This is a genomic window from Curtobacterium sp. GC_Cur_3 (assembly GCF_026544205.1).
GTDB lineage: Bacteria > Actinomycetota > Actinomycetes > Actinomycetales > Microbacteriaceae > Curtobacterium.
In genome coordinates this window covers 59,783-79,714 of record NZ_JALNUI010000005.1, presented here as the reverse complement: position 1 = coordinate 79,714, position 19,932 = coordinate 59,783, and the positions used below count along the sequence as shown (strand labels likewise).

At 72.0% G+C, this 19,932-nt stretch carries 19 protein-coding genes; 13 read left to right on the top strand and 6 right to left on the bottom strand.

The window, feature by feature from the left end:
* Positions 1-103 precede the first annotated feature (103 nt).
* The 4 genes from OXR63_RS03845 (at position 104) to OXR63_RS03830 (ending at position 3,528) form a co-directional block, all read left to right on the top strand.
* Positions 104-781: a hypothetical protein gene (locus OXR63_RS03845; protein ID WP_194659469.1), complete on the top strand. Its 678-nt coding sequence runs from the start codon at positions 104-106 to the stop codon at positions 779-781.
* Between the two features lie 645 nt (positions 782-1,426).
* Complete coding sequence (locus OXR63_RS03840) at positions 1,427-1,585, top strand: hypothetical protein (RefSeq protein WP_267420192.1); 159 nt, start codon at positions 1,427-1,429, stop codon at positions 1,583-1,585.
* A gap of 47 nt (positions 1,586-1,632) precedes the next feature.
* Entirely contained in the window at positions 1,633-3,078 is a 1,446-nt protein-coding gene (locus OXR63_RS03835; protein WP_267420191.1) for a phytoene desaturase family protein, read from the top strand.
* 6 nt (positions 3,079-3,084) lie between these two features.
* The gene (locus OXR63_RS03830; RefSeq protein WP_267420189.1) at positions 3,085-3,528 is read left to right on the top strand and encodes an SRPBCC family protein; all 444 of its coding nucleotides are present in this window, start codon (positions 3,085-3,087) and stop codon (positions 3,526-3,528) included.
* 60 nt (positions 3,529-3,588) lie between these two features.
* Here the strand turns inward: OXR63_RS03830 and OXR63_RS03825 are convergent, their stop codons facing one another.
* Complete coding sequence (locus tag OXR63_RS03825; protein WP_267420187.1) at positions 3,589-4,407, bottom strand: shikimate 5-dehydrogenase; 819 nt, start codon at positions 4,405-4,407, stop codon at positions 3,589-3,591.
* A 90-nt stretch (positions 4,408-4,497) separates the two neighbouring features.
* On the opposite strand from OXR63_RS03825, the gene OXR63_RS03820 reads away from it, so the two are divergent.
* The 4 genes from OXR63_RS03820 (at position 4,498) to OXR63_RS03805 (ending at position 9,757) form a co-directional block, all read left to right on the top strand.
* A complete protein-coding gene (locus tag OXR63_RS03820; protein WP_267420185.1) occupies positions 4,498-5,436 on the top strand; it encodes an NADP-dependent oxidoreductase in 939 nt (312 codons plus the stop codon).
* An 83-nt stretch (positions 5,437-5,519) separates the two neighbouring features.
* Positions 5,520-5,714: a PspC domain-containing protein gene (locus OXR63_RS03815; RefSeq protein WP_267420183.1), complete on the top strand. Its 195-nt coding sequence runs from the start codon at positions 5,520-5,522 to the stop codon at positions 5,712-5,714.
* Positions 5,715-5,880: 166 nt separating this feature from the next.
* Positions 5,881-7,263: an L-serine ammonia-lyase gene (locus OXR63_RS03810; protein ID WP_267420181.1), complete on the top strand. Its 1,383-nt coding sequence runs from the start codon at positions 5,881-5,883 to the stop codon at positions 7,261-7,263.
* Positions 7,264-7,453: 190 nt separating this feature from the next.
* The gene (locus OXR63_RS03805; RefSeq protein ID WP_267420179.1) at positions 7,454-9,757 is read left to right on the top strand and encodes a S8 family serine peptidase; all 2,304 of its coding nucleotides are present in this window, start codon (positions 7,454-7,456) and stop codon (positions 9,755-9,757) included.
* A 51-nt stretch (positions 9,758-9,808) separates the two neighbouring features.
* Here OXR63_RS03805 and OXR63_RS03800 read toward each other — a convergent pair whose 3' ends face one another.
* Genes OXR63_RS03800 through OXR63_RS03780 form a run of 5 tightly spaced genes read right to left on the bottom strand, consistent with a single transcriptional unit; the run spans position 9,809 to position 14,349 of the window.
* On the bottom strand, positions 9,809-10,648 hold the full coding sequence (locus OXR63_RS03800; protein WP_267420178.1) for a class II fructose-bisphosphate aldolase: 840 nt from the start codon (positions 10,646-10,648) through the stop codon (positions 9,809-9,811).
* The gene (locus OXR63_RS03795) at positions 10,645-11,565 is read right to left on the bottom strand and encodes a 1-phosphofructokinase family hexose kinase (protein ID WP_267420177.1); all 921 of its coding nucleotides are present in this window, start codon (positions 11,563-11,565) and stop codon (positions 10,645-10,647) included. The genes OXR63_RS03800 and OXR63_RS03795 overlap by 4 nt, the downstream gene beginning before the upstream one ends.
* Positions 11,562-12,527 (bottom strand): N-acetylglucosamine-6-phosphate deacetylase, encoded by a 966-nt coding sequence (locus OXR63_RS03790; protein ID WP_267420176.1) that lies wholly within the window; start codon positions 12,525-12,527, stop codon positions 11,562-11,564. The genes OXR63_RS03795 and OXR63_RS03790 overlap by 4 nt, the downstream gene beginning before the upstream one ends.
* A complete protein-coding gene (locus OXR63_RS03785) occupies positions 12,524-13,471 on the bottom strand; it encodes an ROK family protein (RefSeq protein ID WP_267420175.1) in 948 nt (315 codons plus the stop codon). The genes OXR63_RS03790 and OXR63_RS03785 overlap by 4 nt, the downstream gene beginning before the upstream one ends.
* The gene (locus OXR63_RS03780; RefSeq protein WP_267420174.1) at positions 13,471-14,349 is read right to left on the bottom strand and encodes an SIS domain-containing protein; all 879 of its coding nucleotides are present in this window, start codon (positions 14,347-14,349) and stop codon (positions 13,471-13,473) included. Before OXR63_RS03780 ends, OXR63_RS03785 begins: the two co-directional genes overlap by 1 nt.
* 135 nt (positions 14,350-14,484) lie before the next feature.
* Here OXR63_RS03780 and OXR63_RS03775 point away from each other — a divergent pair, with 135 nt between their 5' ends.
* From OXR63_RS03775 to OXR63_RS03755, 5 genes are all read left to right on the top strand, one after another.
* On the top strand, positions 14,485-15,273 hold the full coding sequence (locus OXR63_RS03775; RefSeq protein ID WP_267420173.1) for a DeoR/GlpR family DNA-binding transcription regulator: 789 nt from the start codon (positions 14,485-14,487) through the stop codon (positions 15,271-15,273).
* A 161-nt stretch (positions 15,274-15,434) separates the two neighbouring features.
* On the top strand, positions 15,435-16,646 hold the full coding sequence (locus OXR63_RS03770) for a Gfo/Idh/MocA family protein (protein WP_267420172.1): 1,212 nt from the start codon (positions 15,435-15,437) through the stop codon (positions 16,644-16,646).
* The gene (locus OXR63_RS03765) at positions 16,643-17,953 is read left to right on the top strand and encodes an ABC transporter substrate-binding protein (protein ID WP_267420171.1); all 1,311 of its coding nucleotides are present in this window, start codon (positions 16,643-16,645) and stop codon (positions 17,951-17,953) included. Before OXR63_RS03770 ends, OXR63_RS03765 begins: the two co-directional genes overlap by 4 nt.
* 114 nt (positions 17,954-18,067) lie before the next feature.
* Positions 18,068-19,018, top strand: coding sequence for a carbohydrate ABC transporter permease (locus tag OXR63_RS03760; protein ID WP_267420170.1), 951 nt, complete (start codon positions 18,068-18,070; stop codon positions 19,016-19,018).
* Positions 19,015-19,923: a carbohydrate ABC transporter permease gene (locus OXR63_RS03755; RefSeq protein ID WP_267420169.1), complete on the top strand. Its 909-nt coding sequence runs from the start codon at positions 19,015-19,017 to the stop codon at positions 19,921-19,923. The genes OXR63_RS03760 and OXR63_RS03755 overlap by 4 nt, the downstream gene beginning before the upstream one ends.
* Positions 19,924-19,932 lie beyond the last annotated feature (9 nt).

The window sequence follows — 19,932 nt, the reverse complement described above, 5'->3', positions numbered from 1 at the left end:
GTCGACGACGCTACGGACGCCGTCGGGGCGAGTCGTCCCTCCAGGCGGTGATCCGGGTCCACCTGCGGGCTGACGGACACCGGACGCCGGTATCGTTCGGGGCATGGCTCTGTTCGGACGGCGCAGCAAGACCTCGACCGAGCGACCCATCAGCCAGGTCGAGCTGAAGCGGGCCGTGGACGAGGGCTTCCTCATCTCGCGCGCGGCCATCGTGATCGCCGTCGCGAACCGGATCATCACGACCTCCCTCCGCGAGAACGGGTACTTCGACCACGCCGTCGCCGCCGAGGCCACGCGTGAGGAACTCCTCCGCATGGCGACCGAGCAGCGCGGCGACGCCGAGCGCATGCGGGAGATCCGCTCGAAGGCCATGAAGCAGAAGGGCCGGTCGAAGCACCAGCACGACTACCGCCGCGGGGACGACCTCAAGCTCCGCACGCGGGAGGCCACCTACGAACAGCTCGCCACGATGCTCGAGCAGCGTCGGGACGACAAGGGCTTCGTCGACCGCATCGTCCTCGCCGCCCGGGCCCGCGCCTGGGACGACATCGGCACGACGGTCGTGGGGCGCCTCGGGTGGGCGCAGCGTCCGACCGAGGGCTACGAGATCGGCCGCGACGACCGCGTGCAGCAGATGCTCGACGAGGACTTCGCGGCGCTGCTCGCAGAGCACCCCGTCGGCTCGGGTCCGGACTCCGTGGAGGACACCGACGAGCCCGACGACGCCGATGCCGGCGACGAGGGCACCGACGCCTCGGACGCAGACGCGGCGCGCAGCTGACCCCTCGGTGTTTGACATATTGGTCGGCTGCGGTAGGCTGAAGGAGTAACGCCCCAGGACCATTCGGCTCAGCCGGACTCCTGGGGCAATTGCTTTCTCTGGGGGAGTGCGCGTGATCGATCCAGCCGAACTCCCCGACCTCCCGGGCCTGCTCGGCGTCCCACGCTTCGATCGGTACCTCCGATCCGCCGGGGGCGACCGCGCGAGGGCAATCCGGCTCTCCGCCTGGAACAGCGAGATCGCCTCGGCCTTCTGGGGTCCGCTCGGCTGCCTCGAGGTCGTCGTCCGCAACGCCATCCACGACGCCCTGCGCTCGGGACGCCGCGACGACTGGTGGAACGACCCGGACGTGTCCCTGATGGACCGGGAACGACGTGCCATCGACAGTGCGCAGCGGACACTGACGCGACGGGGGACCGACGCGCCCGCCGCTGATGACGTCGTCGCGGCCACGAGTCTCGGCTTCTGGGTGGGCCTCACCGATGCGGGAATCCCGCGGCACCCTCGGCTCAGCTACGAGACCGCGCTGTGGCAGCCGCGTGTCCGTCGGGCGTTCCCGCGGATCGAGCCGTTCGTCGGAAGCAGCTGCACCGCGAGCTCGACGAGGTCCGTCGTTTCCGGAACCGGCTCGCGCACCACGAACCCGTGTTCACCGCACCACTCGAACGAGTCCGTGACGACGTCCTGGAGATCGTCGGCTTCGTCCACCCCGACGCTCGCCGCTTCATCGAGGGAGCACATCGGATCGACGAGGTGCTCGCGCGTCGCAGCGACGTCGTGGACCGCGGTTGGGCGGTCATCTGACCCGCCGGCTCCGAAGGCGCCGAGGCACACGGCCGTAGGCTCGACGCATGGTCGATGCGGTGGTGGTCGGGGCGGGGCCGAACGGGCTCGCCGCAGCGGTGACGCTCGCGCGGGCAGGACTGTCCGTCGAGGTCGTCGAGCGGAACGACACGATCGGTGGCGGTGCCCGCACGTCGGAGCTCACGCTGCCCGGGTTCCTGCACGACGTCTGCTCCGCCGTGCACCCGATGGCGCTGCAGTCCGAGTTCTTCCGGCGCTTCCGGATGGAGGACCGCATCGAGCTGCGCCTGCCCGAGGTCCAGTACGGCCACCCGCTCGACGGCGGCCGCGCGGGCATCGCGTACCAGGACCTCGACCGCACCGCCGCGGAGCTCGGCGTCGACGGCCCCGCGTTCAAACACCTGATGGCACCGCTCGCACGGAACGCCGACCAGGTCGCCGACTTCGCCACCGACGCCCTGCTGCACGTACCGCGCCACCCGCTGACGGTGCTGCGCTTCGGCCTGCGGGCACTCGAGCAGGGCAGCGCCGCGTGGAACCTCCGGTTCCGCGGTGACACCGCCGCGGCCATGGTCTCCGGCGTCGCGGCGCACTCGATCCAGCACCTGCCCTCGCTGTCCACCGCCGCTGCGGCCCTGTCGCTCGGCTCCTACGCCCACGCCAGGGGTTGGCCGGTGCCGATCGGTGGCAGCCAGGCGATCGTCGACGCGCTCGCCGCCGACCTCGTCGCACACGGCGGCACGATCACCACGGGGCACGAGGTCCGGTCGCTCGCCGACCTGACCCCCGCCAAGGCCGTGCTGTTCGACACGAGCGTCCCCGGCATGCTCCGGATCGCCGGGAAGCAGATCCCGACCCCGAGACGCGGTGCCCTGCGACGCTTCAGGTTCGGCAACGCCGCGGCCAAGGTCGACTTCGCGCTGTCCGACGCCGTGCCGTGGACGAACGCCGAACTGCGCCGCGCGGGCACCGTGCACATCGGCGGGACCCGTTCCGAGATCGCCGACGCCGAGGGCGCCGTCTCCCGCGGACAGCACGCCGAGCGGCCGTACGTCCTGGGCGCCGAACCCACCGTCGTCGACCCGAGCCGGGCGCCGGCGGGCAAGCACGTCTTCTGGGCCTACGCGCACGTGCCCGCGGGCTCGGACGTCGACCCGACCGAGATGGTCACCCGTCAGATCGAGCGCTTCGCCCCGGGCTTCCGCGACACGATCCTGGCGTCGAGCTCGCGGACGGCTGTCCAGATGGGCGAGTACAACCCCAACTACGTCGGCGGCGACATCGCCGCCGGTGCCGCCAGCTTCTGGCAGCTCGTCAAGCGCCCGGTCCTCTCGAGCGACCCGTGGCGGATGGGCGGCGGCATGTACCTCTGCTCCGAGGCGTCCGCCCCGGGGCCCGGCGTGCACGGCATGGCCGGGTGGCACGCCGCCAAGAGCGCCCTGCGCCACACCTTCGGTCTGCCGGAGGACGTCGATCTCACCCCGGAGGACTGATCCACCATGGCCAAGAACGTCCGCATCATCCACTGCTCGCCGGAGGCCGTCTTCGACGTGCTCCGCGACGGCTGGCTCTACCCCACGTGGGTGGTCGGCGCGTCCCGCATGCGGGGAGAGGACCCGGGCTGGCCCGCCGTCGGCACGAGGATCCACCACTCGTTCGGGATCTGGCCGCTGGTCATCAACGACACCACGACGGTGCTCGAGTACGACGAGTCCCGGCGCATGGTCATCCAGGCGCGCGGCTGGCCGGTCGGTGAGGCCCGCGTCGAGGTCGAGGTGGAACCGCACCCCCGCGGCAGCCGCGTCACCCTGCGGGAGAACCCGGTGAAGGGCCCCGGCTCACTGGTCCCCGGCTTCATCGCGCAGCCGGGCATCTGGTTCCGCAACCACGAGAGCATCCGCCGGCTCGGCTGGGTCGCGACGGGTCGCGTCACGAGTCGTTGACCTGCGGACTGGAGGCCCGTCACCAGCTGGTGACGGGCCTCCAGTCCGTCTCCTGGCCGGCTACACGGCCCGGCTGAACTCGCTCGCGCGCCGCACCTGGTCGTCGGTCAGGGCGATGCCCGTGTACCGCTCGAACTGGCGGGCCGCCTGCAGGGCGATGACCTCGGCGCCCGTGATGACGTGCTTGTCGGCCGCTCGGCCGGCGCGCACCAGCGGGGTCTCCGACGGGAAGGCGACCACGTCGAAGACCGTGTGGGCCGCGTCGATGCGGGCCTGGTCGAAGGCGAGGGTCTCTGCCTGGTCGCCGTCCATGCCGAGCGGCGTGACGTTGACGAGCAGGTCGGCGTCGCCGGCGTCCGCCTCGGTCCGCGCCCACGCGTAGTCGTACTGCTCGGCCAGGGCCGGGCCGGTGTCCTCGTTGCGGGCGACCACGGTCAGGTGGTCGAAGCCGGCGCCGCGGAACGCCGCCGTGACCGCCTTCGCCATGCCGCCGGAGCCGCGCAGCAGCACGCGGGCCGCCGGGTCGACGTCGTGCGAGGCGAGGAGTGCGGCGACGGCTTCGTAGTCGGTGTTCGACGCCGTGAGGACGCCGTCGTCGTTCACGACCGTGTTGACGGACTGGATCGCGGCGGCCGAGGCCTCGATGGTGTCGACGAGCGGGATGATCGCCTCCTTGAACGGCATCGACACGGAGCAGCCGCGGATGCCGAGCGCCCGGATGCCCGCGACGGCACCCGGCAGGTCGGTCGTCGTGAACGCCTTGTAGATGAACTGCAGCCCGAGCTCGTCGTACAGGTAGTTGTGGAACCGGGTGCCGATGTTGCTCGGACGGGCCGCGAGCGACATGCACACCTGCATGTCCTTGTGGAGGATGGGCATGCGGCCAGTCTCCCACGAGGACAGCGATGGAGCGGTCCACTGGATGTCGCTCACGCACGAGGACGGGGGAGCAGCGTAGGGTCGCGGACGATGAGCGATCTGCCTGAGACCATGCGAGCCGTCCGCTTCGACCAGTGGGGAGACCGGAGCGTCCTCCGTGTCGACGAGGTCCCCGTGCCACCGGTCGAGCCCGGTCGGGTGCTCGTGCGCGTGCGCGCCGCCGGGATCAACCCGGGGGAGTCCGCGATCCGCCAGGGCCTGTTCGACGGGGAGGACCCGTCGAAGCTGCCCTCCGGCCAGGGCACCGACTTCGCCGGCATCGTCGTCGCGGTCGGCGAGGGCGTCGACGGCGTGGACGAGCGCGAAGAGGTCATCGGCTGGTCGTGGGACCGCGCGAGCCACGCCGAGTACGTCTCCGTGCCGGCCGGCCAGGTCGTCCAGAAGCCCCGCCTGCTCGACTGGAACGTCGCGGGCGGACTCGACGTCGTCGCCACCACCGCGGCCGCTGCCGTGCGTGCGGTCGACCCCCGCGCCGGGGAGACCGTCGTGGTCTCCGGTGCCGCTGGCGGCGTCGGTGGCTTCGTCACGCAGCTCCTGACGAACGAGGGCATCGACGTCATCGCCGTCGCGTCCGAGGCCAACCACGAGTGGCTCGCGTCCAAGGGCGCCCGCCCCGTGGCCTACGGCGACGGACTGCAGGAGCGCATCCAGGAGCTCGCGACGAACGGCATCGACGCCCTCATCGACACGCACGGCGCCGAGTACGTGCGCCTCGGCATCGCGCTCGGGATCCCCGCCGACCGCATCGAGACGGTCATCGCGTACGAGGCCGCGGCCGAGGTCGGCGCGAAGACCTCCGGCAGTGTCGACACCGCCGACCCGGAGATCCTCGGGGCGCTCGCCCGGATGGTCGCCGACGGTGAGATCGAGGTGCCCGTCGCCGCCACCTACCCGCTCGACCGCGTGCAGGACGCCTACGAGGAGCTCGAACAGGGCCACACCCGCGGCAAGATCGTCCTGATCCCCTGACACGACGGGTGGGGGCAACCCCACCCGGCACCCGGGGGCGATCCGTCTGTCGTCAGCCGGTCGGACGCCGTAGCGTCGTCCGCATGACCTCACTCATGCGTCCTCGTTCCGGCCGTGTCCTCGCGGGTGTCTGCGCCGGACTGGCCGACCGTTTCGGCTGGTCGCGGTTGTTCGTCCGCGTCGCCTGGATCATCCTGAGCCTGTTCCCCGGCCCGCTGTGGATCACCTACGTGGTGCTGTGGATCGTGATGCCGGCCGAGGGCGCCCGCCGCCGCTGACGGTGCCCGTGAGATCGCACTTCGTGTCGCCTCGGCGTCGGTCGACCCGACACGAAGTGCGATCTCACCGGCTGTGCGCGCGCCCGAGACACCGGTGTCCCGCCGAGACGCCGGTGTCTCGCGCCGGCGGGGAGGTGCTCCGTCCGGACGGGTTAGGGTGGCGGACGTGCCGGTCTCCGTCTTCGATCTGTTCAGCATCGGTGTCGGCCCGTCGAGCTCGCACACCGTGGGGCCCATGCGGGCCGCAGCCGAGTTCGCCGAGCGCGTCGCACCGCTGCCGGTCCTGACGATCCGCGTCGACCTGTACGGCTCGCTCGCGTCCACCGGCCAGGGCCACGGCACGCTCGGGGCCGTCGCAGCGGGACTCACCGGGGAGCTGCCCGAGTCGGTCGACCCCGACGCGATGGCGCAGTCGCTCGAGGACCTCGAGCGCACCGGCACGCTGCGCCTCTCGGGCGGGCAGGTCGTCCCGTTCCGGCTCGGGGACATCGTCCAGCACCCGCTGACGATGCTGCCCCGGCACCCGAACGCGCTGCGGCTCCGGGCCTTCGACGACACCGGGAGCCAGCTCGCCGTCGAGACCTACTACTCCGTCGGCGGCGGGTTCATCACCCGCGACGGCGACGACGCACCGGCCGACGTGGCCGAGGCCGCGATCCCGGTCGACGACACCGTGCCGTACCCGTTCTCCAGCGGCGCGGAACTGCTCGCCGCGTGCGCCGCGACCGGCCTGCCCCTCAGCGGCATCGCGATGGCGAACGAGACCGCCACCAGGACCGAGGACGAGGTCCGTCGGGGCCTGCTCGAGATCCACGCCGTGATGGAGTCCTGCGTCGACCGCAGCGTCCGACGGTCGGGCACGCTGCCGGGTGGGCTCGAGGTACGGCGCCGGGCAGCGAACTGGTTCGAGCAGCTCACCCGCGACGACCCCGGCCACGACCCGCTCTTCGCGATGGAGTGGACGAACCTGACCGCGATGGCCGTGAACGAGGAGAACGCGTCGGGCGGACGGGTCGTCACGGCCCCGACCAACGGCGCCGCCGGCATCATCCCCGCCGTGCTCTTCTACGCGCTGACCTACGTGCCGACGATCACCGCCGACCGCCGCGACGACGCCGTGGTCCGGTTCCTGCTCACCGCCGGGGCGATCGGGTCGATCTACAAGGAACGCGCGTCGATCTCCGGCGCCGAGGTCGGCTGCCAGGGCGAGGTCGGTTCGGCCGCGTCGATGGCCGCCGCCGGGCTCGCCGAACTCCTCGGGGGGACGCCCGAGCAGGTCGAGAACGCCGCCGAGATCGCGATGGAGCACAACCTCGGACTGACCTGCGACCCGATCGGCGGACTCGTGCAGATCCCGTGCATCGAGCGCAACGCCATCGCGGCGAACAAGGCCGTCAACGCCGCGCGGATGGCACTCCGGGGTGACGGCGTGCACCACGTGTCGCTCGACCAGGTCGTCGAGACCATGCGGCAGACCGGCGCCGACATGTCCACCAAGTACAAGGAGACCGCCATGGGCGGGCTCGCGGTGAACGTCCCCCTCTGCTGACCGGACGTGCCCACCGGGGGTACGCCGAGCCTCCCGTCCGCCCGTCACCACCCGTCGGACGGCCGCGTGCTCCACAACTGGGGGCGGACCCGAGGGCCGTTCCCGGGGTAGCGTGCACCGTCCCCCTGACGTCATCGGGGGGCCGGCGCCCACGGACCGGGCACCGTCCCGAGTCACGGAGCGACCACCGATGCCCCCTCGTACCCCGTCCCTGCTGACCGCTGCGGCCATCGTCACGGCGTTCGCCGTCGTCGGTGTCGCCGTCCCGGCCGCGAGCGCGTCGGCCACCGCGCCGACACCGGTCCGGGTCGCACCCGAGCAGACGCTGCCCACGTCGACGGACCCGACCACGGGTGCGACGCCCGACGGCGAGGTCGTCGACCTGACGGTCGTCCTCCGCCCCACCGACCAGGCCGCACTGCGTGCCCTGCCGACCACGACGACCGGCGCCACGACGGACGAGCGCGCCGACGCCGTCGCCGAGGTCGCACCGGAGACCGACGACCGCGCCACGGTGCGTGCGGCGCTCACCACGGCCGGGTTCACCGTCACCGACCTCGACACCTGGCAGGTGGAGGCCCGTGGCACCGCCGCGCAGGCCGAGGCCGTGTTCGGTGTCGAGCTCCTCGGCACCGGCGACGGGATGCACCCGGCGTCCGAACCGGTGCTCTCGGGCGTCCTCGGCGGCGCGGTGACCGGCGTCCTGGGCCTGGACACCCGGCCGGCCGTGTCGCACGCTGCCGTGCCGGCCGGCTACGCGCCGGCCGACATCGCGTCGGCGTACGCCTCTTCGACGAGCGCCACCGCAGGGGCCGGGGCGACGATCGCCACCGTGCAGTTCTCCGGCTGGGACCGCAACGACCTCGCCGCCTACGCGGCCGCCGTGGGGCGCCCTGTCCCGGCGGTCGACCAGGTGGCCGTGGCCGGCGCCGACGTGCACCGTCCCGACGGCACCGGTGGTGAGACCGAGGTCGCGCTCGACCAGGAGGCGCTGCTCGCCGTGGCACCGGGAGCCCGCCAGCGCGTCTACGTCGCGCCGAACACGTTCCAGGGCATGTACCAGGCGTACAGCCAGATCGCGGACGAGGTCGGTCCCGCCGGCATCACCGCGGTGAGCATCTCGTGGGGCGGCTGCGAGTCGCTCATGTCCGGTGGCGCCCGCGCGGCGCTCGACGACGCGCTCGACCGGATCGTCGCCGCCGGCGCGACGGTCTTCGCCGCGACCGGTGACGACGGTGCGCAGTGCCCGACCGGGCCGCGCACGGCGATCCGGGACGTCTCGTACCCGGCGTCCTCGGCCGCCGTGGTCGCCGTCGGTGGCACCAGCCTGAAGCGGTCGGGGTCGGGCTTCAGCGAGAGCGGGTGGTCGAACCAGTACGGCGCCGGCGGCGGCGGGACCTCGTCGGTCACCCCGCGTCCCGCCTGGCAGACGGGTGCGGGCATCAGCGGCACGCAGCGTCGGGTCCCGGACATCGCCGCGGTCGCCGACCCGGAGACCGGTCCCGGCATCTACCTCGGCACGGCGCACGGCTTCGTGTACGGCGGCGGGACGAGCCTCGCCTCGCCGATCGTCGCCGGGCAGCTCGCCACGGCGCTCTCCGCCCGGGGGTGCGCTGCGGGCGTCGGTGACCTGCACGCCGTGCTCTACGGCAACCCGTCGGCGTTCCGCGACGTGACGACCGGGTCGAACGGCACGTGGAAGGCCACCGCCGGCCACGACCTGGCGACCGGTCTCGGCACCCCGCGGTGGTCGACGCTCGGGCCACTCCTGCCCGTCGCGGCCTCGTGCCCGCCGGCGGCCGGACCGTCCGTCGCCGGTGCCACGCCGACCACGATCACGGCGTCGAGCAGCACCGTGCCGTCGGGGACCTCGATCCACTCGCCGAACGGGCAGTACTGGCTGGATCTGCAGCGCGACGGCAACCTCGTCGAGTGGGGCAACGGCCGCGTGCTGTGGTCCACGAAGACCCCGGGCACGGGGAACACCCTGTCGCTCGGGACGAACGGCGTGCTCAGTGTCCGGACGGCCTCGGGCGCGGTGGTCTGGACCACGACGAAGACCAGCGCGGCCGGCACCCCCGTGCTCTCCGTCACCGACGGCGGTGACGTCCGGGTCTCGGTGGGCACCACGGTGCTCTGGCGCAACGGCGCACCCGGGGCCGACCAGATGGTGACCGGGGCATCACTCGTGCCGGGTCAGAACCTGTACGACACGACGGGCCACCGGCGGCTCACGGTCCGTTCTGACGGGCAGATGCGCGTGGTGCTCGGCACCCGGACGGCGCTCGCGGTCAGCGGCCGTGGAGCCGGTGCGTCGCTGCGCATGGAGTCGAACGGCAACCTGGTGCTCTGGGACCGGTTCGGCAAGCAGGCGTGGGCGTCGGGGACGTCCAAGTCCGGCGGCGCGAAGGTCACCCTGCGGATGATGACCAACGGCGACCTGGTGCTGCGGAAGAGCACGACGATGATCTGGCACAGCCGGACGAAGGGCTGACGTCGAGCGGCGGCGCGGGAAGCGCGCCGGTGCTCGTCGCTCCGGTGCTCGTCAGGCCGTGGCGAGCAGGGTCAGCAGGCGGCTCGTCTCGGCCGTGATCGCGTCCCGCCCCGCGGCGACGTACTTCCGTGGGTCGACGACGTCCGGTCGCTCCTCGAGCACCGCGCGGAGCGCCCGGGTGAACAGCCCGTTCAGGTGCGTGGAGATGTTGACCTTCGTCATGCCCGCGCGGACGGCGCCCTGCAGCTCCTCGTCCGACAGACCCGACGACCCGTGCAGCACGAGCGGCACCGGCACGGTGTCGCGCAGGCGGGCGACGAGGTCCCGGTCCACTGATGCCTCCCGTGTCTGCATCGCGTGCGAGGTGCCCACGGCCACGGCCAGGGCGTCGACGCCGGTCGCCGCGACGAAGGCCGCCGCGTCCGTCGGGTCGGTGCGGACTCCTGGCGCGTGCACGCCGTCCTTGCCGCCGACCTCGCCCAGCTCGGCCTCGAGCGCGATGCCGGCGCGGTGGCAGCGTTCGGCCAGGACCGCGGTGGCGGCGACGTTGGCGTCGTAGTCCAGGTGCGAGCCGTCGTACATGATCGAGTCGACGCCGAGCGCGATGCCCTCGGCGACCAGGTCGACGTCCTCGATGTGGTCGAGGTGCACGAGGACCTCGACGTCGGCCGCGCGGGCGATCGCCTGGGTCGCGGTCGTGATCGGGGCGAGGCCGCCGTGGTAGCGGACGCAGTTCTCGCTGATCTGCAGGATGACGGGCAGGCCGGCGAGCTCGGCGCCGGCGACGATCGCCTCGGCGTGCTCGAGCAGGACGACGTTGAAGGCACCGACGCCGTGGCGCGTCGAGCGGGCCGTGTCGAGCAGTCCGGTGAGGGCGAGGTCGATGGTCATGCGGTGCTCCGGGTCGGTTCGGTGTCGGACAGGAATCGGTGGACGGCGGCGCGGTCGACCTCGCCGGCGACGGGGCGCAGGACGGCGGCGGCGCCGAACGCGGCGGCGGTGCGGAGGGCGGAGGGGACGTCGGTGGCGTCCCGCGTGAGCGCCAGGACGAGGCCCGCGGTGGCTGCGTCGCCCGCTCCGGTCGGGTTGCCGGTGACGCCGGGGACGGCTCCGACCTCGACGACCTCGGTGCGGGTGTGGGCAGCGATGCCCTCGGCGCCCCGCGAGACGACGACCATGCCGGCGCCGCGGTCGAGCAGCGCGAGGGCCCCGTCGCGTTCGTCCGGGAGGCCCGTGGCCTCGGCGAGCTCCTCGCGGTTGGGCTTGCAGACCGTGGCGCCGGCGTCGGCCGCGGCCAGGAGCGCAGGCCCCGAGCAGTCGGCGACGACGAGCACGCCCGAGCCGACGGCGGCGGCGATCCACGGGGTGACCACCTCGGCGGCGGTGCCGACGGGCAGCGAGCCGGAGACCACGAGCGCGTCGGCCGTCGGGAGCAGCGCCCGGACGGCGTCGTCCACGGAGAGCCAGGCGGCGGGTGGCACGGACGGGCCCGGCTCGCCGAACATCGTCGGGTGCGCGCGGTCGTCGACGACCGTCACGGTGGTGCGCGTCTCCCCGGGGACCGGCACGGCGGTGGCGTCGAGCCCGAGGGCGGCGACGGCGTCCGCGACCCAGGTGCCCGCCGACCCGCCGAGCGGCAGGACCGAGTGCGTCTCGATGCCCTCGCCGGCCAGGACCCGCGCGACGTTGAGGCCCTTGCCGCCCGGCAGTCGATCGACGGACCGGACGCGCTGGGTCGTGCCGATGCGCTGCTCGTCCACGCGGTAGGTGACGTCGACGGCGGGGTTGGGGGTGACGACGACGATCATGCGGACAACTCGGTGTGCGGGCGGACACGGCCGGTGGTCGTGTCGACGACGATGCGGGCTGGGTCGGCAGGCAGCCCGAGGAGCGCCAGCGCCCGCCCGGAGCTGGCGTCGACGGCCTCGTCGAGCGGCGTCCCCGCTGCCAGCAGGCGCAGGAAGCCGTCGAGCACGGTGCTCGTGCTGCCCGCCAGGGAGGACCCGTCGGCGAGCATCGCGACCCCGTCCGAGACGACGACGTCGGACCCGGCGATCCGGTACCGCCCGTCGGCGCACCCGGTGGCGGCCATCGCATCGGACACCAGGACCATCCGGTCCCCGGTGCTGCGGCGGACCAGGTCCACGGTGACGTCGTCGAGGTGGTGCCCGTCGACGATCGCCTCGACGTGCAGGCGCGGGTCGGTCAGGGCGACCCCGACCGGACCGGGAGCGCGGTGGTGCAGCGGCGGCATGCCGTTGAAGACGTGGGTGACGAGTCGTGCGCCGGCGTCGACGGCACGTGTGACCGTGTCGGCGTCGGCGTCCGTGTGGCCGATCGCGACGACGACCCCCGCCGCGGTCAGTCGTGCGACGGCGTCGAGCGCACCGGGCAGCTCGGGGGCGAGCGTCACGATGCGGAGCGTGCCCGCGGCGGCGTCGAGGTACCCGTCGACCTCGGCGGGGGTCGGGGCGTGCAGGAGTCCGGCGGCGTGGGCACCGCGGCGGGCCGGCGACAGCCAGGGCCCCTCGAGGTGCAGGCCGGCGAGCACGCCCTCGTCGACGAGCGGTCCGAGGCGTCGGAGTGCGGCCACGGTGGCGTCGGGCGTCCCGGTGGCGATCGAGGCCACCATCGTGGTGGTCCCGCGGCCGGCGTGGTGGGCGACGGCTGCGCGGGCCTCGTCGGCGGAGCAGGTGGCGAAGTCGTGGCCGAGGGCGCCGTGCGCGTGCACGTCGACGAACCCGGGGACGACGAGGTCGCGGGCGGTCATGCGCGGGCGCCCGTCGGGTTCCCGGTCAGTGCGTGTGGGTCGAGGAGCTCCCGCGCGAGCAGCCCGGCACCGATGGCCCCGGCGGCGTCGCCGTGGCGCGCGGGCAGGAGCGTCGGTGGACGGAGCCCGACGAGCCGATCGGCCACGGCGGCACGGAGGGGGTCGAGCAGCATCGCGCCGGACTCGGCCAGGCCGCCGCCGACGACGACCGCGTGACAGCCGGCGACGGCGGTGATCCAGGCGATCGCCTCGCCGAGCACGTCGACGCACTCGTGCCACACGGCGGTCGCCACGGGGTCGCCCTGCTGGACGCGGAGCATCGCCGCGTGGGCGGACGCCGTGCCGGCACGACGGGCGACGGCGCCCGCGGAGGCGATCTCCTCGACACGGAGCCCGGCGTGTGGGCCGTGCTGGATGCGGACCTGTCCGATCTCGCCGGCCCATCCGCCACCGGACACGACGGCACCGTCGACGACCAGGGCACTGGCGAGGCCGGTGCCGACGGGCACGAAGCCGACGGACCCACGGTCGAGGGGCTGGGACGAGCCGGGCAGTGGGCGCGTCTCGGCGAGGGCACCGGCGCGCACGTCGTGGCCGAACGCCACGGGGACGTCGACACCGCGGGCGACGAGTGCCGCGTGGATGCGCTCGCGGACGGGGACGCCCTGCCAGCCGAGGTTCACGGCGAGCACGGACACCCCGGTGGCCTCGTCGACCACTCCGGGCACGACCACGCCGACGGCCGCCAGGCGAGCCGCGCCGGACGCAGCAGCCGCGGTGGCCGCCAGCTCGGCGACCACCTCGGCGAGCTGCACGGCGTCGGGGTCGGAACGCGGGGTCGGGACGCGGTGCTCGCCGAGCACCGTGCCTGCCGCGTCGGTGACCCGGGCCTTGATGCCCGTGCCGCCGACGTCGACCCCGAGCACCAGCCCCGTCGAGCCCATCAGGTGAGGATGACCGACCGGGTCAGCGACCGCGGGTGGTCCGGGTCGAGACCGCGGCGCTCGGCCAGGGCGACGGCGAACCGGTGCACGACGACGAGCCCGGCGATCGGGTCGAGCTCGTGCCGGACGAAGCGGGCACCGGTGGCGGCGACCTCGTCCTCGAGGCCCTCGGGCGACTCGCCGAGCGACCAGACCAGACGGCCCGGCTGCGCGATGGCGATCGGCCCGTGGCGGTAGTCCATCGCGGGGTACGACTCGGCCCAGAACTGCGCGGCCTCGCGCGTCTTGAGCGCTGCCTCGAACGTCAGGCCCACGGCGGCACCACGGCCGACGAAGGACACCTGCTCGGCGTCGAGCAGGTCGTCGATCGGGAGCGTGAGTGCGGTCTCCGCCTGGGCGGCGAGGGCGTCGACGTCGTCGCCGATCGACGCGCGCAGCAGTGCGAGCGTCGTGGTGGCGAAGCGGGTCTGCACGACGCTGCGCTCGTCGGCGAAGGGCAGCGCGACGACGTCGTCGGCCTCGGCAGCGGCGGGGCTGTCGGGGACCGCGGTGATGAGCACGGTGCGCTGGGTCGGCAGCGCGGCGAGCAGCGAGACGATCTCGGTCGTCGTGCCCGAACGGCTGATGGTGACGACGCGGTCGTACTCGCGACCGGTCGGGTACTCCGAGCCGGCGAAGGCGTCGGTGACGCCGAGCCCGGCCTGCTCGCGGGCGACGGCGTAGCTCATCGCGATGAACCAGCTGGTGCCGCAGCCGACGACGGCCACACGCTCTCCGGGCTGGGGGAGGGAGTCGACGAACGAGGGCAGCAGGGCCGCGGCAGCGCGCCACGTCTCCGGCTGCGACGCGAGCTCTTCGCTCACGAAGGTGTCGGTCATGGGTGCCTTCCGATCCATGGTCGATCCGGTGTGATCGACGTGGTTGGGAGCATAGCGAGCGATCGTGCTCGAAGCGAGGGCAAAACGTCATTTCCGATCAGAGCGACGGTGGTCTGCGCCCGTAGGATGGCCCCCATGACTCCGCAACAGCGGCTCAACGCCCTGCTCGAGCTCGTGAGCGACCGGGGGAACGTGTCGATCTCCGAGATCGGCGACGTGCTCGGGATCTCCGCGGCGACCGCGCGCCGCGACCTCGCCACGCTCGCCGACCAGCGCCTCGTCACACGCACCCACGGCGGGGCCGCTGCGCTCGGCGCCGGGTACGAGCTGCCGCTGCAGTACAAGATCGCCCGGCAGGCCGAGGCGAAGACCGCCATCGCCCGTGCCACGGCCGCGCTCGTGGCCCCCGGCGACACCGTCGGGCTGAACGGCGGCACGACCACGACCGAGGTGGCGCGTGAACTCGGCAAGAGCGAGCGCTTCATCCGCTCCGACGGCGAGTACGGCATCACCATCGTCACGAACGCGCTGAACATCGGGTACGAGCTGTCCGTCCGCGCGAACGTCAAGATCGTGGTCACGGGTGGTGTCGCCCGTCGCCAGTCCTACGAGCTGATCGGGCCGCTGGTGCGCGACACCCTCGACGAGTTCGCGCTCGACGTGGTCGTCCTCGGCGTCGACGGCCTCACCGGGCAGTACGGCGCCACCACCATGCACGAGGGCGAGGCCGAGGTCAGCCGGCACTTCGCCTCCGTCGGGCGTCGCGTCATCGTCGTGGCCGACTCCACCAAGGTCGAGCGCTCCACGTTCGCGCGGATCTGCCCGCTCGACCGGATCGACGTCCTCGTCACCGACCAGCCGGTACCGCCGTCGTTCGCGTCCGACCTCGCCGCTGCCGGCGTGGAGCTCGTCGTCGCGGACTGATCCCGAGCCTCCCGGCTCGTCCTGCCACGTCCTGGAACGCTCCGGACGTTACCGGCGTGTAAAACCCTTGCATCTCGCTTCCGTGAGCGATCTGTGATCGCATATTGTGCATCCATGATCGATTTGGCATCATTGCCGTCACAATCACGCAAGGGAGCGAGATGACCGTCAACACGAACGAAGCCCTCCGCGTCGCGGTGATCGGGATGGGTCAGCGGTCGTACATCGCCCGTCACGTCGCCGACGCCGTCGCGTCCGCCACCGACCTGGAGGCCCGGGTCACGGCCGTCGTGGACGTCACCGCCGCCGGGCGGGAGCGCGGGCACGCCGAGTACCCCGACGCGCAGGTGCTGGAGGACCACCGGGCCCTCGCCGGGCTCGTCGACGCCGCCATCGTCACCACGCCGGACTGGACCCACGCCGAGATCGCGACCGACCTGCTCCGCGCGGGCATCGCCGTCTACCTCGAGAAGCCCCTCGCCATCACGGTCGAGGACGCCGACGCGGTGCTCAACACCGCCGCCGAGACCGGCACCCCGCTCTACGTCGGGCACAACTTCCGGCACGCGGCCGTGGTGCGCCTGATGCGCCAGGTCATCGAACGCGGCGAGATCGGCGAGGTCAAGGCCGTCTGGGTCCGCCACTTCGTCGGCAACGGCGGCGACTACTACTTCAAGGACTGGCACGCCGACCGCACCAAGGTCAACTCGCTGCTCCTGCAGAAGGCCAGCCACGACCTCGACGTGATCCACGCGCTCGCCGGTGCGTACACGACCCGCGTCGTCGGCATGGGCTCGCTGTCGGTCTACGGCGACGTGACCGACCGCCGCGACCGCAGCGACGAGCTGATGACCGACTGGTTCTCGTTCGACAACTGGCCGCCGGCCGAGCAGACCGGGCTCAACCCCGTCGTCGACGTCGAGGACGTCTCGATGGTGATGATGACGCTCGACAACGGCGTGCAGGCCAGCTACGAGCAGTGCCACTTCACGCCGGACTACTGGCGGAACTACACGGTGATCGGGACGCACGGGCGCCTCGAGAACATCGGCGACACCGGCGGCGGCGTGGTCAAGGTCTGGAACCACCGACGGAACTGGGACGTCCAGGGCGACGTCGAGTACCCGATCGACGGGGTCGAGGACGGCCACAGCGACGCCGACCTGCTCACCATGACCGAGTTCCTGCGCTCCGTCGCCTTCGGCGAACCGACCAGCCTGTCGCCCCTCGCGGCACGCGCGGCGGTCGCCACCGGCGCCCTCGCCACCCGGTCGCTCCGCAACGGGTCCGAGCCCATCGACGTCCCACCGCTGCCCGAGGCGACCCTCCGGCACTTCGCGACCACCTCCGTTCCCGAAAGGACCACCCGATGACCGCTCCCACCGCCCGCCCGGGCCGCGGCCGACGCCGCGCACTGCTCGGTCTCGCCGCCGCCGTCAGCGCCGTCGCGCTGCTCGCCGGCTGCAGCACCTCGTCCTCCGGCAGCGCCGGCGGCTCCGGCGAGGTCGCGAAGGACACCAAGGCGAACCTGACGTACGCCGTCTGGGACCAGAACCAGGTGAAGGCGATCAAGGCCAACATCAAGGGCTTCAACGAGAAGTACCCCGACATCAAGGTCAACGTCGACGTCACCCCGTACGCCAGCTACTTCACGAAGCTGCAGACGCAGGGCTCGAGCAACACGCTGCCCGACCTGTTCTGGATGAACGGCCCGAACTTCCAGCTGTACGCAGGCAACGGCAAGCTCGCCCCGATCACCGACGAGGTCAAGTCCGGCGCGATCGACCCGAAGAACTACTCCTCGGCGCTCAACAAGCTCTACACGCTCGACGGCAAGCAGTACGGCGTCCCGAAGGACTTCGACACCATCGGCGTCTGGATGAACAAGTCGCTGTTCGAGCAGGCCGGCGTCCCGATGCCGTCCAAGGACTGGACCTGGGACGACTTCCAGAAGACCGGTGCCGAGCTCTCCGCGAAGCTGAAGAGCCAGGGCGCCTACGGGGCCGCCGCGGGCATGGACGGCCAGACCACGTACTACGACACGATCTTCCAGGCCGGTGGGTCCGTCGTCGACGGCAAGAAGTCGGAGTACGACTCGAAGGCGGCCGAGGCCGGGCTGGCCTACTGGACCGACCTCATCAAGTCCGGTGCATCGCCCACGATGCAGCAGCTGACCGACACCACGGCCGACCAGTGGTTCACGTCCGGCAAGGTCGCGATGTACCAGGGCGGCAGCTGGTTCCGCTCCGCGCTGATCGGCACCGACATCGAGAAGGACGTCGTCGCCTACCCGCTGCCCAAGGGCAAGGAGCAGGCCACGGTCATCCACGGTGTGTCGAACGTCGTGGCCGAGGCCTCGAAGAACAAGGGCGCCGCGCAGGCACTGCAGGCCTACATGGCGTCGAAGCCCGCCCAGCAGCAGCAGGGCGACATGGGCGCGATCATCCCCGCCTACAACGGGACGCAGGACGCCTTCACGAAGACCATGCCGGACGCCGACCTGCAGGTCTTCCTCGACGCGGTGAAGTACGCCAAGCCGCTGCCGGTGTCGAAGAACACCGCCGCGTGGAACACCCTCGAGACGAACCTGCTCCCGAGCGCGTTCGACGGCTCGAAGCCGGTCGACCAGGTCGCGAAGGACCTGGCCACCAAGATGGACGCAGCACTCGCCAAGGAGTGACGGACCCGGTCGACAGGTCGGGACTGATCCCCGACCGGTCGACCGTCCCGCGTCCCACCCGCACCGTCCCACCAGCAGCACCCGATCCGACCGCCCTGGCCGAGGAGCGACCCGATGACGACCAACACTCAGCGACGCGATGCCGTACAGGCGTCCCCGCCCCCGACGACGAAGGCGCCGCGCGCCACCGGAGCGCCGCGCACCGACGGCTTCTGGCCGTGGCTGTTCGTCCTGCCGCTGCTCATCGGCGTCGGCACGTTCTTCATCTGGCCGATCATCCAGACGTTCTACTACTCGTTCACCAGCTGGGGGGTGTTCGGCGGCTCGAGCTTCACCGGGATCGCGAACTACGTCCGCCTGGTCTCCGACCCCCAGCTGTACCAGTCGCTGCTCAACACGATCATCTACACGGCGATCGTCCTGGTCGGCATCCCGATCGCGGTGTGGCTCGCGAGCCTGCTGAACACCCCGGGCCTGCGCTTCGCACAGTTCTACCGCGTGCTCTTCTTCCTGCCCTACGTGGCGATGCCGGCGGCGATCGCCCTGGTGTGGCGGATCATGTTCAACGGTGACTTCGGCATCGTGAACGCGTTCCTCAAGGTGTTCGGCATCGACGGCCCGTACTGGATCTCCACCCCGGGCTTCGCGCTCGTCGCCGTCTCCCTGGTCGGGCTCTGGTCCTCGCTCGGCTTCTCGATGATCATCCTCGGCGCCGGCCTCAAGGACATCCCGCCGGAGCTCTACGAGGCCGCGGAGCTCGACGGAGCCAGCCGGTGGCGCCAGTTCCACTCGGTCACGGTGCCGCTCCTCAGCCCGAGCATCTTCTTCGTGCTCATCGTCACGACGATCTCGAGCTTCCAGCTGTTCGACCTGCTCTACGCGATCCTCGGGCCGCTGAACCCGGTGATCCCGAAGACGATGTCCCTCGTCTTCTACTTCTACAACTCCGGGTTCGTCGACGGTGACAAGGGCTTCGCGGCCGCGATCGCGATGGTCATCTTCCTGCTGATCGGCATCATCACGGTCATCCAGTTCCGCGTCCAGAAGAAGTGGGTCCAGTCATGACCGGCATCATCGAGGCGCGCGGCCCGAAGGCCGCCGTCGCCACCAAGGCCTCCAGCCGCGCCAGGACCAGCACCCGGTCCCGCCCCCGTCGGCGGCAGGGCAGCCACTGGTGGATCCACGTCGTGCTCGGCGTCGGCGGGTTCGTCATGGCGTTCCCGTTCATCTGGCAGATCATCATGGCGCTGTCGACCAACGCGCAGGTGACCTCACCGACGCCGGTGTTCTGGCCGGGGCAGCTGCAGTGGCAGAACTTCGCGCAGGTGTTCGAGCGGCTGCCGTTCCTGAGCCAGCTCGCGACGTCCGTCTGGGTCACGCTGATCCGCACCGTCGCGCAGATCATCCTCTGCACGTTCGCCGGGTACGCGTTCGCGCGCATGCGGTTCAAGGGACGCGGGCTCATCCTCGGGATCGTGCTGTCGATCCTGCTGGTGCCGTCGCAGGTGTACCTCATCTCGCAGTACCAGATCGTGCAGGGCCTCGGCTGGCTCGACACCCTCGCCGGCATCGTCGCGCCCGGCCTGTTCAGCGCGTTCGGCACCTTCCTGATGCGGACGGCGTTCCTGAACATGCCGGCCGAGCTCGAGGAGGCCGCCCGCATGGACGGCGCGAACCCGTTCCAGACGTTCTGGCGGATCATGCTGCCCCTGGCGCGCCCGTCGATGAGCGTCCTCGCGATCACCACCGTGCTCTGGTCGTGGAACGAGCTGCTCTGGCCCCTCGTGGTGTCGACCCGTGCCGAGTCGATGCCGCTGGCCGCCGGGCTCGCGACGCTGTCGAGCGACCGCACCGTCAACTACCCGGTGCTGATGGCCGCGAGCCTGATGGCCATGGCCCCGGTGCTGATCATGTTCATCGTGCTCCAGCGTCGCGTGATCGACGGGCTCGCCTCGTCCGGTCTGAAGTAGGGACGGGAC

Coding starts and splice junctions, on each gene's coding strand:
- OXR63_RS03845 (WP_194659469.1), top strand. CDS start 104: ATGGCTCTGTTCGGACGGCGCAGCAAGACCTCGACCGAGCGACCCATC.
- OXR63_RS03835 (WP_267420191.1), top strand. CDS start 1,633: ATGGTCGATGCGGTGGTGGTCGGGGCGGGGCCGAACGGGCTCGCCGCA.
- OXR63_RS03830 (WP_267420189.1), top strand. CDS start 3,085: ATGGCCAAGAACGTCCGCATCATCCACTGCTCGCCGGAGGCCGTCTTC.
- OXR63_RS03825 (WP_267420187.1), bottom strand. CDS start 4,407: ATGCCCATCCTCCACAAGGACATGCAGGTGTGCATGTCGCTCGCGGCC.
- OXR63_RS03820 (WP_267420185.1), top strand. CDS start 4,498: ATGAGCGATCTGCCTGAGACCATGCGAGCCGTCCGCTTCGACCAGTGG.
- OXR63_RS03815 (WP_267420183.1), top strand. CDS start 5,520: ATGACCTCACTCATGCGTCCTCGTTCCGGCCGTGTCCTCGCGGGTGTC.
- OXR63_RS03805 (WP_267420179.1), top strand. CDS start 7,454: ATGCCCCCTCGTACCCCGTCCCTGCTGACCGCTGCGGCCATCGTCACG.
- OXR63_RS03800 (WP_267420178.1), bottom strand. CDS start 10,648: ATGACCATCGACCTCGCCCTCACCGGACTGCTCGACACGGCCCGCTCG.
- OXR63_RS03795 (WP_267420177.1), bottom strand. CDS start 11,565: ATGATCGTCGTCGTCACCCCCAACCCCGCCGTCGACGTCACCTACCGC.
- OXR63_RS03790 (WP_267420176.1), bottom strand. CDS start 12,527: ATGACCGCCCGCGACCTCGTCGTCCCCGGGTTCGTCGACGTGCACGCG.
- OXR63_RS03785 (WP_267420175.1), bottom strand. CDS start 13,471: ATGGGCTCGACGGGGCTGGTGCTCGGGGTCGACGTCGGCGGCACGGGC.
- OXR63_RS03780 (WP_267420174.1), bottom strand. CDS start 14,349: ATGACCGACACCTTCGTGAGCGAAGAGCTCGCGTCGCAGCCGGAGACG.
- OXR63_RS03775 (WP_267420173.1), top strand. CDS start 14,485: ATGACTCCGCAACAGCGGCTCAACGCCCTGCTCGAGCTCGTGAGCGAC.
- OXR63_RS03770 (WP_267420172.1), top strand. CDS start 15,435: ATGACCGTCAACACGAACGAAGCCCTCCGCGTCGCGGTGATCGGGATG.
- OXR63_RS03765 (WP_267420171.1), top strand. CDS start 16,643: ATGACCGCTCCCACCGCCCGCCCGGGCCGCGGCCGACGCCGCGCACTG.
- OXR63_RS03760 (WP_267420170.1), top strand. CDS start 18,068: ATGACGACCAACACTCAGCGACGCGATGCCGTACAGGCGTCCCCGCCC.
- OXR63_RS03755 (WP_267420169.1), top strand. CDS start 19,015: ATGACCGGCATCATCGAGGCGCGCGGCCCGAAGGCCGCCGTCGCCACC.